The organism is Caballeronia sp. AZ10_KS36 (assembly GCF_023631105.1).
GTDB lineage: Bacteria > Pseudomonadota > Gammaproteobacteria > Burkholderiales > Burkholderiaceae > Caballeronia.
Map to the genome: position 1 here is coordinate 24,301 of NZ_JALQDQ010000015.1, position 14,317 is coordinate 38,617.

14 protein-coding genes are annotated in these 14,317 nt (G+C 63.8%); 8 read left to right on the forward strand and 6 right to left on the reverse strand.

Annotated features, from left to right (window positions below; genetic code table 11):
• Positions 1-2 precede the first annotated feature (2 nt).
• Complete coding sequence (locus NCR35_RS08605; protein WP_250534034.1) at positions 3-380, reverse strand: DUF2917 domain-containing protein; 378 nt, start codon at positions 378-380, stop codon at positions 3-5.
• Positions 381-652: 272 nt separating this feature from the next.
• Positions 653-2,569 (reverse strand): hypothetical protein, encoded by a 1,917-nt coding sequence (locus NCR35_RS08610; protein ID WP_250534035.1) that lies wholly within the window; start codon positions 2,567-2,569, stop codon positions 653-655.
• Positions 2,570-2,581: 12 nt separating this feature from the next.
• Between NCR35_RS08610 and NCR35_RS08615 the strand changes: the two genes are divergently transcribed.
• From NCR35_RS08615 to NCR35_RS08630, 4 genes are all read left to right on the forward strand, one after another.
• On the forward strand, positions 2,582-2,761 hold the full coding sequence (locus NCR35_RS08615) for a hypothetical protein (protein WP_250534036.1): 180 nt from the start codon (positions 2,582-2,584) through the stop codon (positions 2,759-2,761).
• Positions 2,762-2,991: 230 nt separating this feature from the next.
• Entirely contained in the window at positions 2,992-3,345 is a 354-nt protein-coding gene (locus NCR35_RS08620; RefSeq protein ID WP_250534037.1) for a YciI family protein, read from the forward strand.
• Between the two features lie 68 nt (positions 3,346-3,413).
• Complete coding sequence (locus NCR35_RS08625) at positions 3,414-3,812, forward strand: VOC family protein (protein ID WP_250534065.1); 399 nt, start codon at positions 3,414-3,416, stop codon at positions 3,810-3,812.
• A complete protein-coding gene (locus NCR35_RS08630) occupies positions 3,809-5,098 on the forward strand; it encodes an RNA polymerase sigma factor (protein ID WP_250534038.1) in 1,290 nt (429 codons plus the stop codon). The genes NCR35_RS08625 and NCR35_RS08630 overlap by 4 nt, the downstream gene beginning before the upstream one ends.
• Positions 5,099-5,199: 101 nt before the next feature.
• Here the strand turns inward: NCR35_RS08630 and NCR35_RS08635 are convergent, their stop codons facing one another.
• Positions 5,200-5,355, reverse strand: a complete 156-nt coding sequence (locus tag NCR35_RS08635) for a hypothetical protein (RefSeq protein ID WP_250534039.1) — start codon at positions 5,353-5,355, stop codon at positions 5,200-5,202.
• Positions 5,356-5,461: 106 nt separating this feature from the next.
• Here NCR35_RS08635 and NCR35_RS08640 point away from each other — a divergent pair, with 106 nt between their 5' ends.
• The 3 genes from NCR35_RS08640 (at position 5,462) to NCR35_RS08650 (ending at position 7,750) form a co-directional block, all read left to right on the forward strand.
• Positions 5,462-5,635 carry a hypothetical protein gene (locus NCR35_RS08640; protein ID WP_250534040.1) on the forward strand — a complete coding sequence of 58 codons (174 nt, stop codon included), beginning with the start codon at positions 5,462-5,464 and terminating at the stop codon, positions 5,633-5,635.
• A gap of 232 nt (positions 5,636-5,867) precedes the next feature.
• On the forward strand, positions 5,868-6,158 hold the full coding sequence (locus NCR35_RS08645; RefSeq protein WP_250534041.1) for a hypothetical protein: 291 nt from the start codon (positions 5,868-5,870) through the stop codon (positions 6,156-6,158).
• Positions 6,159-6,370: 212 nt separating this feature from the next.
• On the forward strand, positions 6,371-7,750 hold the full coding sequence (locus NCR35_RS08650) for a glycosyltransferase family 9 protein (protein ID WP_250534042.1): 1,380 nt from the start codon (positions 6,371-6,373) through the stop codon (positions 7,748-7,750).
• 6 nt (positions 7,751-7,756) lie between these two features.
• Here the strand turns inward: NCR35_RS08650 and NCR35_RS08655 are convergent, their stop codons facing one another.
• The 3 genes from NCR35_RS08655 to NCR35_RS08665 form a co-directional block, all read right to left on the reverse strand.
• The gene (locus tag NCR35_RS08655; RefSeq protein ID WP_250534043.1) at positions 7,757-10,126 is read right to left on the reverse strand and encodes a GNVR domain-containing protein; all 2,370 of its coding nucleotides are present in this window, start codon (positions 10,124-10,126) and stop codon (positions 7,757-7,759) included.
• 96 nt (positions 10,127-10,222) lie between these two features.
• Positions 10,223-11,533: a cellulase family glycosylhydrolase gene (locus NCR35_RS08660; protein ID WP_502801662.1), complete on the reverse strand. Its 1,311-nt coding sequence runs from the start codon at positions 11,531-11,533 to the stop codon at positions 10,223-10,225.
• 1 nt (position 11,534) lies between these two features.
• On the reverse strand, positions 11,535-12,872 hold the full coding sequence (locus NCR35_RS08665) for an O-antigen ligase family protein (RefSeq protein WP_250534044.1): 1,338 nt from the start codon (positions 12,870-12,872) through the stop codon (positions 11,535-11,537).
• Between the two features lie 665 nt (positions 12,873-13,537).
• Between NCR35_RS08665 and NCR35_RS08670 the strand changes: the two genes are divergently transcribed.
• The gene (locus NCR35_RS08670) at positions 13,538-14,314 is read left to right on the forward strand and encodes a hypothetical protein (protein ID WP_250534045.1); all 777 of its coding nucleotides are present in this window, start codon (positions 13,538-13,540) and stop codon (positions 14,312-14,314) included.
• Positions 14,315-14,317: the final 3 nt, after the last annotated feature.

Below are 14,317 nucleotides of genomic sequence, written 5' to 3' on the forward strand. Positions count from 1 at the left end.
CCTCAAAGCGCGTTCACCGCACGCGGCACGAACCGAGCGATGAAGCGCGACCACGCGGGCCTGACCTGCTGCGCGCGATACGAAGTCAGCGACACCTCGACCGCGCGCTCCGACTCCGATGACAGCCACACGCGTTCGCCGCGCGCAAGCCGCACGACATCGCCGGGCTTGAGCCAGTAATCGTAGGGGTCCTGATGACGCGTGAGCCATATCGAGGCATCCGCGCGCAGTTCGGCATCCCGCGCGAGCCGCCACGAGACCATCTGATGCGGCAGCACCTCGACATACACGACCACGCGCGCGCCCGACGCATGCAGCTTGCCCGAGGCGACGCCGTGGCGCGCGCCACGCCCTTCCAGCACTTGCGACAGCTCTTCCATCTTGCTCTCCTTGACTAGCCGAAGACGGAAGGCCAGGCACGCATCAAACAAAAAGGCCCCGTCTTGCGGCGGGGCCTTCGGAATCGACTTGCTTGCCTGTCTCGCTAGCGCACGCGTTCTCCCGATGACCCGCCGATGATGGCGTTCACTGGGTTTTTAATCGCGGCGATGGCGAGGGAAAGGATTGCGTGCATGAAACGCAGTATCGATGCGAACGCGCGGCGCTGTCAATATCGAGATAGCGGGCGCGTTCGCATTTCTTCAGCCGTAGGTCACATGCCCGTGTAGCCCTGCGGCTTCGTCGCGTTCTTCTTCGCGATATCCGCGTTGGTCGAAACGACGTACTGCGGCGACTCGGTGAGCGTGAGCGTCACCACGCCGTTCGTGTACGGCGCGCTCGACACGTTGCCCATCGCGTCGATCAGCTTGACCGTGCCGCTCGTGCCGGCTGCATCGACATTGAGCTTGTAGGCCGTGCTGTAAGTCGTGCTGAATGCGCCGTTCGAAGCCGGCCACACCGCGTTGTTGTGCGTCCAGAGCGCGGTAATGACCTTGCCGTTGCCGAGCTGCTGGAACGCGTAGGCGTACACGCCGGAGGGCAGGTTGTTCACGGGACCGAGCGTGGTGGTGCCGTCGAGCACGCGGGTCATCGCGGCGACTTCCATCGCGGCCGGCTTCGGGCTGATGTTCGTCGTGCCGAACGCGGCCTGCGGATGATCCAGATCGAAGAACGTGCCGTAGCCCGGCTCGCCGGGGAAGTCCGGCCCGAAGAACACGTAGGTCTGGTCCGCGCCTTCGCCGAGCAGGATGATGTGCGCGCGCGCGACGACCGCCCCGTGCGCGAACAGGATGTTCGGCGTCGGATAGTTCGGACCGTAGTTCGCGCCGATGTCATAGCTGATGCCCGTCTCGGTCACGAAGAGCTTCATGTTCGGCTTGTAGTCCTTCGCCATTTCCGCGCGCAGGTTGCGCATCTCGTTGAGCAGCGAGTTCGCGGCATCGGCGGCGTTCGCGTCCGTGTGATGACGCTCCGGCGGATGCGACGGCGACGTGCCCGCATCGTAGTAACCGTGCGTCGCGATGCCGTCGAGATACTGCGCGAGGCCGAGCGGCGCAAGGCGCTTCAGGCGCTCGGTGGTGAGCGACGGGAACGGCTCGGCCGGACCCATCACGACCGCGTGCGGGTCCTTCGAATGCAGACCCTGATACGCCGCCTTGTACAGCGCGACGAAGTTCACGTCCGTGTCCTTCCACAGGATGTACGGCTCCCACGTCACCTGATAGTAGTTCGCCGACATGGTCGGGTAGTAACGCGCGCGGATCGCCTCGGTCTCCTGTCCGACGCGGCCCATGTAGTTCGCGTAGTAGGTCAGGTCGTTCGGAATGTAGCTGTAGTCGGGGCTCAGGCCGTGCATGCTCGCGCCGCCCGGAATGCCGTCCAGACGGACGAGGCGCATGATCTTGCCGGACGTATAGAACGGGTCGAGGTTGTTGGCGTTCGGATTGAACGCGAAGCGGCCGTTCGGCTCCATCACGGACATCTGGCGGTCGTCAATCGTCGACGAGATGCCGAGGGCCGCGAGCATCGTGCCGTTGCCGTTGAAGCCCTGCATGCCGAAGCGATGCTGTTCCTGCTTCGCGTACGTGACGGCGGGGATCACGCCGCCGAGGTCCGGAATGACGCCGAAGGTGGCGATGCCGTTCGGGCGCGTGCCGGCCGTCTGCACCTGTCCGCCGTGATTGGCGAGCGTCGCGGAGACCGCGAAATAACCGGCGAGCGTCGAGGAGCACGTGAGCGTGGTCTTGGTGGCCGCCGCGGGCGCGGGGAAGCTGCCGCTCGCGACCGTCTTGCCGAGCGCATCGGCGATGGTCCACTTGAGCGTGTCAGCGGAGCCGGGGCGCGTCGTGATCGCCACCTGGAACTTGGTGCCGGCGGGGAACATGCGCGAACCGTCGCTGCTCGGCGTGTCCGCCGTGATCTGCCCGCTGCCGCCCGAGGCCGCCGCTGCCGTGGGCGTGCCGCAAGTCATCGACTGCGCGCTCGCCGCCTTGGAGACCGCAGTCGGGTCGGCCGCCGTGGAGCCGTCGGCTGCGTTCATGACAGAGGCGGGCGAGGAGGCGTCGTCGCTGCCGCCACAACCGGCGAGAGCGAGAACGAGCGTCGAAAGCAGGAAAGTATTCTTCTTCATGGATTCATATGCATGGACCGGACGCGCGCAGGCGACCGGCGACGCCTTCGGCATCGGGTTCGGGACGGGCAGGGAACCGACGTATTCGCCTCTCCCGGCTTCGGGCCGGATCTCGAAGAAGCGAACGAATGCGCCGTCGTGATGGACGAGCGGACGTACGACGGTGGCCACCGCCGCGCGACGCTCTACTGAGGGCAAGCGACATCGGGCGGTATTAATTGCTTCTGCCGCAATCGTCTTACCGGCCGACGGAGGCAAATACTACGGGATAATTCAGACAATGGCACGTAACAGCTCGTAACGTCTTGTAACGTACGACAATTACCCCTATTCATCAGATCAATGCGCTGACGTTCGAGGTTGCCGTCCGCGCGATGCCGGTTTAACTTTGTCGGCACATAACTTCACGACAGGAGACCGCCGTGGCTTTTCTGTTGCTCATCGTTGAACCCGTCGAGCAGCGCGCGCAGCGCACGGCCGTGGAAGGGCGGGAAGCGTACCGGCAAATGATCGAGTTCGCCGGCACACTGAAGGCGCGCGGCGTCTTGCGCGCTTGCGAATCGCTGACGTCGCTGGCGGACGCGTCGCGCGTTTCCACGGTGAAAGGCGACGCGCGCGTCATCGACGGGCCGTTCGCGGAAGCGAAGGAAATGATCGGCGGCTTCTTCCTGCTCGATTGCGAGACGCACGCCGAAGCGGTGGCGATTGCCGCCGAGTGCCCGGCGGCGGCATGGTGCACAGTCGAGGTCCGCAAGCTCGGGCCGTGCTATCTGTGACGCGTGTCGATTTCCGCGTGCTTCGATCGTCGTTTGAACGACATCCCATGAAAACGGAGCTTCACGCCATGCACAAGCAGATCTTCGTGAACCTGGCGGTTCGCGACCTCAAGCGATCGATGACGTTTTTCAAGGCGCTCGGCCTTCACTTCAACCCCGCATTCACGAACGACGCCGCCGCGTGCCTCGTCATCGGCGAGAACATCTACGCGATGCTGCTGACCGAGGCGTTCTTCAAGACGTTCACCGACAAGACGCTCGTCGATGCGCATGAGAGCGTCGAGGCGCTCGTGTGCCTGTCATGCGAGAGCAGGGCGGAAGTGGACGAACTCGTGGCCAAGGCCGTGGCTGCAGGCGGGCGGACGCCGCGCGCCCCGCAGGATAACGGGTCCATGTACGGCCACGCGTTCGAGGACCTCGACGGCCACACCTGGGAACTGGTGCATATGGACCCGGAAGCGGCGTGAGCGCGTCGTCGGACGAACGCGAAGCAGCGACGCGGCGGACCATCGAGGCGGTGTGGCGCATCGAATCGGCGAAAGTGATCGCGAGCGTGGCGCGCGTCGTGCATGACGTCGCGCTCGCGGAAGAGCTGGCGCAGGACGCGTTCGTCGCGGCGCTCGAGCACTGGAGCCGCGAAGGCGTGCCGGAGAAACCGGGAGCGTGGCTCATGACGACAGCGAAGAACCGGGCGCTCGACCGTCTGCGTCAGTACGCGCTGCACGCGCGCAAGCACGAGGAACTCGGCCGCGATCTGGACGCGCAGGAGCGACACATCACGCCCGATTTCGTCGATTCCCTCGACGCCGCCCGCGACGACGACATCGGCGACGATCTGCTGCGGCTCGTCTTCACGGCCTGCCATCCGGTGCTGTCGCTGGATGCGCGCGTCGCGCTGACGCTGCGGCTCCTGGGCGGCCTCACGACGGACGAAATCGCGCGGGCGTTTCTCGCGCCGGAGCCGACCATCGCGCAGCGCATCGTGCGGGCCAAGCGCACGCTGTCGGCGGCGCGCGTGCCGTTCGAGGTGCCGAAGGCCGGCGAGCGCGCGGCGCGGCTCGCATCGGTGCTCGAAGTCATCTATCTCATTTTCAACGAAGGTTACTCGGCCACGGCCGGCGACGACTGGATGCGGCCCGCGCTGTGCGACGACGCGCTGCGGCTCGGCCGCATTCTCGCCGAACTGATGCCGCACGAGAGCGAGGTACACGGCCTCGTCGCGCTGATGGAGATTCAGGCATCGCGGACGAAGGCGCGGGTGGACCGCGACGGCCGCCCGGTGCTGTTGCCGGATCAGGATCGCAGCCGCTGGGACCCGTTGCTGATTCAGCGCGGCTTCGCGGCGCTGCGGCGCGCGGCGGCGTTGGGCGGCGCGCGCGGCGTGTATGCGTTGCAGGCGGAGCTGGCGGCATGCCACGCGCGCGCGCCGAGCGCCGCTGAGACCGACTGGCCGATGATCGTCGCGCTTTACGATGCGCTGATGGAGGTGGCGCCGACGCCGGTGGTCGAGCTCAATCGCGCGGTCGCGGTGAGCATGGCGTCGGGGCCGGAGGCGGCGCTCGCGATCGTCGACCGGTTGCGGGATGCTCCCGCGTTGAAGAATTATCACTGGCTACCCGGCGTGCGCGCGGATTTGCTGGCGCGGCTCGGTCGCGTGGATGAAGCGCGCGACGAGTTTGCGCGGGCGGCGGGGCTGGCGAAGAATGCGCGGGAGCGGGAGTTTTTGTTGGAGCGGAGTCGGACGCTTCGTTGAGTCGTCGCCGCGTCTATCCAGTTTGACATAAGATAAATTAGCGCAATTTTATTAGCCACTTAAGGAACGGTCGGCGGCTCACCGCCGACCCAAAAGCGTGCCTATTCCTGCGCCGGCGTACTCGGCGTGCGCGTATTGCCGTCATCCGCCTCGGTCAGCGGCATATCGGCCGGCGGATTATCTGACTTCGGCGCGGGCTGATTCGCCTTGTCCGTATCGACGACATCGGTGCCCGGTTCGTTCTGCGGAATGCTCATGATCGTCTCCTTTGTTGGGGTTGCTGCGGACATCCAGCATCGACAATGCCTGATCGCGGAATGCGCGTTGCTTTCGCGTCAATGTATTCGACAACAGGAGCCAACCATGTCCGCATCGACCAACTCAACGAATAAACCACCTGAAAATCCGATCGACTCCGAAGGACTGACCGATCTCGGGCCGGCGCAACCGGAAGACCCGCCGCATCCGCCGCAAGCGGACGCCGATTTGCGCGATCCCCCGAGTCCGGCAGGCGTTCCGCGTCCGGACGATCGCTGATACCGCTTTGCGATACCCGTGAATGGCGCGCGTCGATAATCGGCGCGGCCAAATTCGTCTCAGCGTTTGCTCAACGTCCGGGAGCGTTTCCCGAAGGCATCAGTATTTAATCAAAGAATCTTCAGCAATAGACATTCGCGGAAACTCGCATAAAAACAATTCGTGGAGCCGAACGTTCCGCGTTATCCTCGTTCTGGGGTCGCACACCTTCCAGTCGATTTGAGGATTAAGGATGAAACGAGGAAAGACTTTACCGATCTCGGCAATATCGATCCGCATACTGCTTTCATTAATCGGCATTCGCGCATTTCCATTCTCCTTGTATACCGCGGTGACTGATCCGCAGATTCTCGAGAAAATCACGCATCTGAACCGACCGAGCGTCGCCAATAAAGCCGACGAGTTACAGACCGTCAGCCGCTTGCTGAGAGAAGAAGTCAACCTGTTGTCGCCGAGAACGCACCGCATTTTGTATCAAGCGCGCAAGGCGAACGAACGACTACCGGAGCTTTACGCCTTCTAGCGCGAAGAACAGGCGCTTCACCAATACGCTTTGCGCCCTGCTCGCCCAGGCAAAAACCACGACCTATACTGAAAGCATGCGCGCTGAATCGTCAAATTTTTTCGACGATTCGTTCACTCAGCGAAACGTTCCCCGGCATCGTGCCATAGTCGCGTAACACGCTTGCGTCCAGGCTCAAGCCCACTTTCGCGCACCCTCCACGATACGACAGCATGCTCGAACATTACGACGACCTTTATCCGAAACTCTACGCGGGCGATGTCGAAGCATGCTCGCGCTTTCTCGACGAACGGCGCGCGGCGGATGGCAACACGGCCGAATACTGGCATTGGCGCGCAATCGTGCATCTGCGCGCCGGACAATTTCTACAGGCGCTCGATGTTTGTTTCATGCTCACGCGTCTGTCGGATTCTTTCGCTTTTCACGTCCATTGCATGTGTGACGTCGCCGGGCATCTCGGCCTGAAAGAAGTCGCGCTCGCGGGAATCGAATCGTTCGCGCAAAAAGCATCGACGCCGGAAATCGCCGCTTTTCTGTGGCGCGTGTACGGATGGCATTACCTCGGCGAAGACAACCGCGTACTGGAACTGAGACCGGACGGCATCGACGAGCATTCCGCCTTCGTGCTCGGTCATCACCAGGCGCGCAGCCGCATGCGGCTTCACGGCATCGAACATGGCGTCGAAGCGATGCATCAGTTCTGGTCGTCCGACGACGCGCGGCGCGTGCTTTTCCCGCATGTGAACCGCCAAGGCTACTGGACCGGTCAGCGCGCCCTGCCCGCGCGCATGTCCGTGCAGCTCATCGCATCGGGCTTCGGCGATCTCGTGAACTGGGCGCGCTATATCGGCGCGTTGCAGGCAATGGGCGTCGCCGTGGACTACGACACCGAGCTCTTTCGCGTGGCCACGCCGGAAACCTACCGCGTCGACTACGTCCGGGCAATGCAAGCCGCCGGCTTCACGAGGCCAGCGGGCGACGCGGCGATGTGGACGGACCCGTTCACGCTTTTCACCGCCCTCTTCCCGGTGCTCGGCCACGCGACGTCGCACCGGTACATCGAACCGGCGGACCCGGCGAGCGTCGATGCCGTCATCGACCGCATCTGGCATCGCGCGCGCGGCCGGCGCTGCGTGGGCGTGTTCTGGTCATCGTGCGAATCGGCGAACAACTTCGCGAGCCGCAGCCTCACCCTGCCCGACCTCGACCCGCTGTTCGATACGCAGAGCGACGTCTACTGGGTCGTCATGCAGCGCGGCTTCGAACGCCGCCGCTGGCTGAACGACCCGCGCTCGAACGATCTGGACCGCTTCACCACGCTCGATCTCGACTTGACGCTCGGTCAGTCGGCGGCGCTCATCGATCGGCTGGATGCGTTCATCGGCAATGACGGCGGGCTCACGCATTTCGCCGGCGCGCTCGGCAAGCGCACCTATCTCTTTCTGAACCACGTGGCCGAATGGCGTTACGAGCGCGCAGGCCCCACGACGGCCTGGTACCCGAACATGCGGCTCGTCCGGGCGCGCGAACTGGGCGCATGGGGGGATGTGGTCGGCACGTTGCAGCGGCTGCTCAGTGCCGACGCACGCTAGCCGAGCTCAACGCGCGACCGCCCTGAAGCCGTACTCCTCGCGCGCGCCGTAGCGGCCGGGCGCGAATCCGTTGAACACGTGGCCGCCCACTTTCGCGCCCACGTTCTCAAGGCGGCGCAAGGTCTCTTCCAGTTGCCGCGCGCCCGTCCGGTCCGCCCGCGACACGAGCAGCACGAGATCGCAATTGTGCATGGCGATGGACAGCGCGTCGCTGACCGGAAGCACCGGCGGCGAATCGATGACGACATAATCGTAGATGTCGCGCAGCATCGACAGCGTCTCCTGGAACGCCGGACGTCCGAGCAGTTCCGCCGGATTCTCGGGATAGAACGCGCCCGCGTCCATCATCGAAAGACCGCCGCCGAGCGAGACGATCGCTTCATCCACGTGCGCGGAGCCTTCCAGTACTTCAGCGAGACCGGGCCCTGTGCGGCCATCGACGAGATGACGGAGACGCCCCTGCCGCATATCCGCGTCGATCAGCAACACGGACGCACGCGTTTCGGCCAGCAGATACGCGAAGTTCGACGAAACGAAGCTCTTGCCAACGCCCTGCGTGGGGCCGGTAAAGAGGATCACATTGCCGTGACGATCGTCGGCGCTTGCGACGTAGCGCGGATTCATCATGGTCGTGGTGGTGCCGAAGGGCATCGCGTTCATCGGGTTCAGCGAGTTGAGTCCGCCGCCGATTCCCGCATGAACCATCGGCACGGGCGCGTCGCTCAGCATCGCGCGGACGCTGTTGCGCAACGAGCGCAACGCCTCGATGCTCGGGTCGGTCGGACTCGTCATCGCGAGCAGTTTCGCGGGCGCGGCGTTGTGCGTCAGCGCGCGCACGTCTTGGCGGAGCTGCGCCGTCGAACGTGCGATCACCGCAAGACGCGGCAACTGCGAGAACTGGTCGATTTCTTCCGGACTCCGAAGTTCTCGTCTATTCAATGCGATCAGATAGATCGAAACGGTGCTGATAAAGAGGCCGCCGAAGACAGAGCCCAGCAGCACGATCCACGCGCGCGGCCACGACTGCTTCTCGGGCGCGACGGCCCAATCCACCACCGCGACACCGGGCGGCGTGCTGGCGGCCGCCACTTCCAGTTGTTGCGCATTCGTGAGCACGCTCGTGTAAAGCTGCGTCGTGACGGCGACATCGCGCGCGAGCTCGACGTATTGCCGCTGCACGGTCGGCAGATTCGCCGCGATCTTCGACGTATCGGCAATCTCGCGCTTCACCTGATTTAACTGCGTGAGCGCGCTCTGATAGTTCTCGTTGTCGGGCTTGTAGCGATGCTGCGCGGCATCGAGCGCGAGTTGCAGCGTCGTCTGCTGCTCTTCCAGCCGGCTCATGCGTGTGATGAGCGCGGTGTTCTGCTGCGCCATGTCGACGGTGCCCGTTTGCGTGCGGAATGCATTGAGGCGCCGCTCGGCCGCTTCGAGATCCTGCTTCAGCGCGGGCAGGCGCTGCTTCAGAAAGTCGAGGCTCGTCTGCGCCTGCGCGGCACGGCGTTCGACGTCGCGCTGCTGATACGTCTTGATGATCGCGTTGACCATGGCCTGCGCGAGCAGCGGCGATTCCGCCTGATAGCTCAGGTGGATCAGCGACGGGTCGCGCAACGACGATTCGCGCGGCGGGATCGATGTGCGCAGCCGCGAAATCACGTTGTCGAACGTCATCTGCTGCGAGTACTTGCGCAGTTCGAAGCTGATGCCCGGGCGCGCGCGCAGCGTGTCGATGCGCACTTCGCCGGGCGCCTGTCCTTCCGGCGTGCTTACCTGAAACGGCACCGTTTCGCCGACGCGCCCTTGCGCGAGTTGCCTGTCGTCCTTGTCGTAGAGCGTCCATCGTCCAGCTTGTCCCGCGACCACGCGAAACTTCGCCTTGTAAGCGGATTCAGGAACCGTGAACACGCCGGGCTTCAGACGCTCGCCGCCCCAAGCATATTGATCGAGACCGAAGAACGATGGCGCGAGTTCGTTGTCGCTCGCGTGGCGCGACGCCAGATAGCTGCCGATCAACGGAAAGTGGCTCTTGGTTTCGACGACGGTCTCCGCCCCCGTCTGCGCGATAGCCGCGCTCACGACCGAGCGCGAGGTGAGCACGTCGCTTTCGTCGTTTGCGGAGGCATCGGCGGCCATCGAGCCGGAGACGTCCGATAGCGCGCTGATCGACGTGCCCGCCTTGCTTTGCACGCGCAACAGCGCTTCGGCGCGATATTGCGGCGTGGCGAGCAACACGTACAGCACACCGGCCGCGCAGCATGTGCCGGTGACTGCGCCCAACAAGGTCTTGTGGCGCACCACGCTGCGCCACAGATCGACGAGACCGTCGCCGCGTTGCGGAACTGGCGTCATGGCCGGGCGCATATTATATGAAAGCATGTTATATCCCTACGAAAAGTAAAAGACCCAGGACGTCAGTGCTTTTCCACACAGGCGCATTTCCTCGCATGCGCCTGTGATTCGTACCACGAACCGCTATGAAGACACGGTCACGAAGACCGGTCCTTGTGCTTCCGTCACGGCGAGCACCTTCTGCCCGCCTCGCGCGACACCATACAAATCCGTGATTCGCGCGCCCGCAGGCAGACGCGACACATCCAAGTTCACGACGTTGCCGGCGCCGTAGCACCAGACCACGTATTTCGTTGCGTGCGCATCGTCGAGCTTGAGCATGATGTACTGCGCCTTCTCGTCGATGAAATACCGCGCGTTCTTCGCATCCGCCGTGAACGCGAACAAATGCTTCACGGCTCGATACGCCGGCAGCTTTCCGTTGTGCGCATCAAGCAAGCCGAAGTTATGTTCCATCTCCTTCGGATCGTTGCCGTCGTTGCGCATGTCGTAGTAGGACGTCAGTCCCACTTGCGCGATCCAGTTCATCAACAGCAATCGCACTGCGTAATTGGCCTGTCTCGCGCGCGCTTCGCTGGAATGACCATTGCCGATATCGGCTACATAGTGATAGCCGACGCTCGGGTATGACCATTCGGTCGCCCACACTTGCGGACGCCTTGCATACGTCGAGAGGTCCTCGCGCAACGCACGATAGTCGCCGAGCACGGTCTCCGGTTCTTGCTGCCGGTACGGATGGACGCTCACGGCGTCCGGTCCCGTTTGCGTCGCGGTGATATCGCCCACCGCGCGTATGAAGTCGCGATCGACCTGCTGCACGCCACCGGTCGCAATGACGACGCTGGGATTGGCGGCCCGTGCTGCTTTCACCGCCGTCTGAAGCAATGCGCGATAGGCAGTCGCTGACGGCGTAGCTAACCAGTAGTCCTTATGATCTTCCTCATTCCACACTTCGAAGCGTACCGGCGCACTGCGATAACGGTATGCCGCCTGATACGTATAGGTCTGAAACGCGGCAAGTTGCGGCGCGGAGGTCGGCGGCTGGTCCGGGCTATACGCGTAATGCTTGTAGCCGAGAATGAACAGCGCGCCGAGACCGCGCGCCTTCAGGTTGTTCACGAGGCCGTCGAATTCGCCGAAATGCCAGCCGTCCGGCGCCTGCACCGCTTCCCAGAAAAGGTCGGTGCGCACGAACGAGAAGCCGACGTCCTTCACGGCGTCGAGCAGTTGCGTATCGCCGATCTGATGGATCGCGACGCCGGTATTCGCCCGTGCCGCGGCGAACGACGGCAACGCGACATAAGCGCGCTCGAGCGACACCGGCGAGCCGTCGAGCGCCACATCGGGCGTGGCGGATGCGGGCAGCATCGTGATGCATGCGGCCACCGCGCCCGCTACCGCGATGTGCCGGGCGATGCTTTTCTTGCGGATCATGTCAGAGGCTCCGCAGTCCGTCGCGCGCCGATTCGAGCATCGGCTCGCTCTTGACGGAGGGCATCGCATGGATCGCCGGCATGCGCGTGCGCCATTGCGTCCCGGTGAACGGCACCGGCATGCGCCACACGCGCGGCTCCATCGCGAGCCCGCTCTCACGCAGATAAGCGAGCGTGATGCCGAGGAACAACAGGCAGCCGATCGATTCACAGACATCGGTCGTCGCGCAGGCGAACAGCAGATAAAGCAGCATCGCCCAGGACGGTCTGTCCTCGGGCTGCGCCCTCAGCACTACGCGCACGAATAAGCCGATTAGCGCCACTGCGCCGAACATGCCGAAGCTCGCGAGCGCATATAGCACGGTGTTGTCCGCATAGGCCACATTGAAGCCGAACGCGTTCTCATAATAGGTGGATGCCGAGCCGAAGCCGCCCGGTCCGAGCCCGAGCCATATCCGGTTATTCTTCAGGAGTCCTTCTATCAGAATCGGCCATGTATTGAACATGCGGTCCTGGAAGGATGCGAGCGTCATATAGCCGGTGCCTGAAAGATTGAATGCCGAGGCCGCGATGAACGACGCGAGCGGAAAGCCGATGGCGAAGGCAGTCGCCCACAGGCAGGCGCGCTTCATCGTCATCGTCGAGAAAAGGCAGTGCGCACCGACGACAAGCGCGAGCGCCACGGGCGCCGTCTTGTTGGTGGTGGCGTGAATGGCCGCGCCCGCTGCCGCGAGCAACGCGCACTGCAACCAGCGATTGTCGGTCCGCATGAGAAGCCACGTAGTGAGCAGACCGGCCATGAGTCCCGTCGATGCGCTGTCGCGGCCGAAGCCCGAGAGCCGCGATGCGATCCCGACATACGAGGACACCGCGACGCGCACGTTATGACCGCCCACCGATACGCTTGCGCCGACCCACGGCAGCGTCATGAACGTATTCGCGAGAATGCCGATGCCGCAAAGCGCGGCGAGTACGGCAAAGCCCGTTGTCGCGTTGCGCGCGTTGAGCAGCGCCAGCGCGCCGCGCGGCGCCGTGAGCGCGAAGAGCATCGGCGTCACGGTCCATACCCAGAACGCGACAGCTTGCGGCACGACGCCATGCGAAAGCGATACGCACGACTGCGCGAGCATGTAGAGCGCAATCAGCGCGTGGCTCGCCTTCGGGCGCTTGATGAGCGTGAACAGCACCCACGCGACCATGACGACTTTGGGAAGATACGCGGCCTGCGGCACGCCGGCCATCGACGTGTAGTAGCGCACGACGCCCGAGAGCACGTCGCTTCCCACGGCAGCGAGAAACGTCGCGACCCACAGTTTGTCTTCGAGCGATGCCCTTTCCATTATTCCACCGTCGCATGTCGCCGGGGATCGCGGGTCGTCCATGTCGCCCATCTCGCCCACGTCGCCGCCGATCGCCTCTTGTTGTATGCGCTGTGCTTCCAGCGCGACGGACCCGGCCAGGCCCGCCCCCGTTGCCGAAAACTTACCGTCGCGGTCGAGTCCCCTCCGTGCGCCTACGCACGCTCGATGCGGTCGATGGTCCACGCTCACGTTTGCTATGTCGGCTTGCGCTCATAAGCTGCGACATGCAGGCGCCGATGTCGGCACCCGAGCGTTCTTTGCGATGGTTACCGAACATAAGCCGGCTTATTGTGTTACCGCTACGGGTTTGTCCTCGTGGTCGTCATGTGTCGCAAACGCCCGTGACGTCGTACATTAGAGCCATATCGGCATAAATGGCGACGTGTAGGACTACGTACCAACCAAGCCGGAAAAGAATGCGCACCGGAAGGCGGTCGGGGCCGGACGCGCGGGGTCGCGGTATCGAACGAATCGAATAACTTAAAGAGGCTCGCCATGAGTCAGACCAGCACGCACGCCTGCCGTGCCGCATACGTGAACGGCAACGCCATGCTCTCAGCCTCGGGGCCCGTGCCGCCCGGCCCTCGATGAAGTTGCGCCCGCAACGAATCGCCGTCTTTTACACGTCATCTCCGAGAGCGCATATGAACGCACAAGACCGTGCCGCGTTGACGCAGGCATCGAAGGGCAGCATTGCGGTATTCGAATCCGTCGTGCCGCAGGCTACGCTTTCCGCGATCAACCGCATGCTGGACGCGGCCTATGAAGCCACGCAAGACCACGAGCAGTTTTTCGGCAGCGCGAAGGACGTCGTGCATACCTTGCGCGACATCCCCGCCTTCAGGGCGCTGGAGAACGAGGCCGTGCGCACCGCATCCGACTGGCTCAGGTCGACGATGCAGGTCACCGCGACGGTCGGGCCGTGGTTCGGTCTTCGCATCGGAAGCAGCACGACGACCGCTGGCAGTCACTGCCGCCACTTCGACTCGCAGGTGCTCACGCTCGTGATCGTGCTGAAGACAGCGAGCGATCAGGACAAGAGCGGCGATCTCGTCGTCTATCCGAGAACACGCGAGATTCCGCGACGCCGCGACAACCTCTTGCGCAAGAGCATGCAGTGGGGCGAGCGTGGCCTGCCCTTCCCGCTTCGCGCGGCGCGCACCGAGCGGCATCTCGAACGGGGCCTGTGCTCGCGCATTCGGGGCTTCGCGGGCGACGTCTACGTCTTCAACGGATTCCTGATGCAGCACTGCAATCTCGATGTCCTCGCGGGCGAGCGCCGCAGCCTCGTCATTCACTATCTGGACCCGGGCTTGTCGCTGGGACTCTCGGCGATCAACCGCTTGCGCCGGCGTGAGCTAGCCGCGCCTGCGGACGCCGTGCTTCCCGTGGAAACCGTCACAGGCCTCGACGCGTTCTGAGCG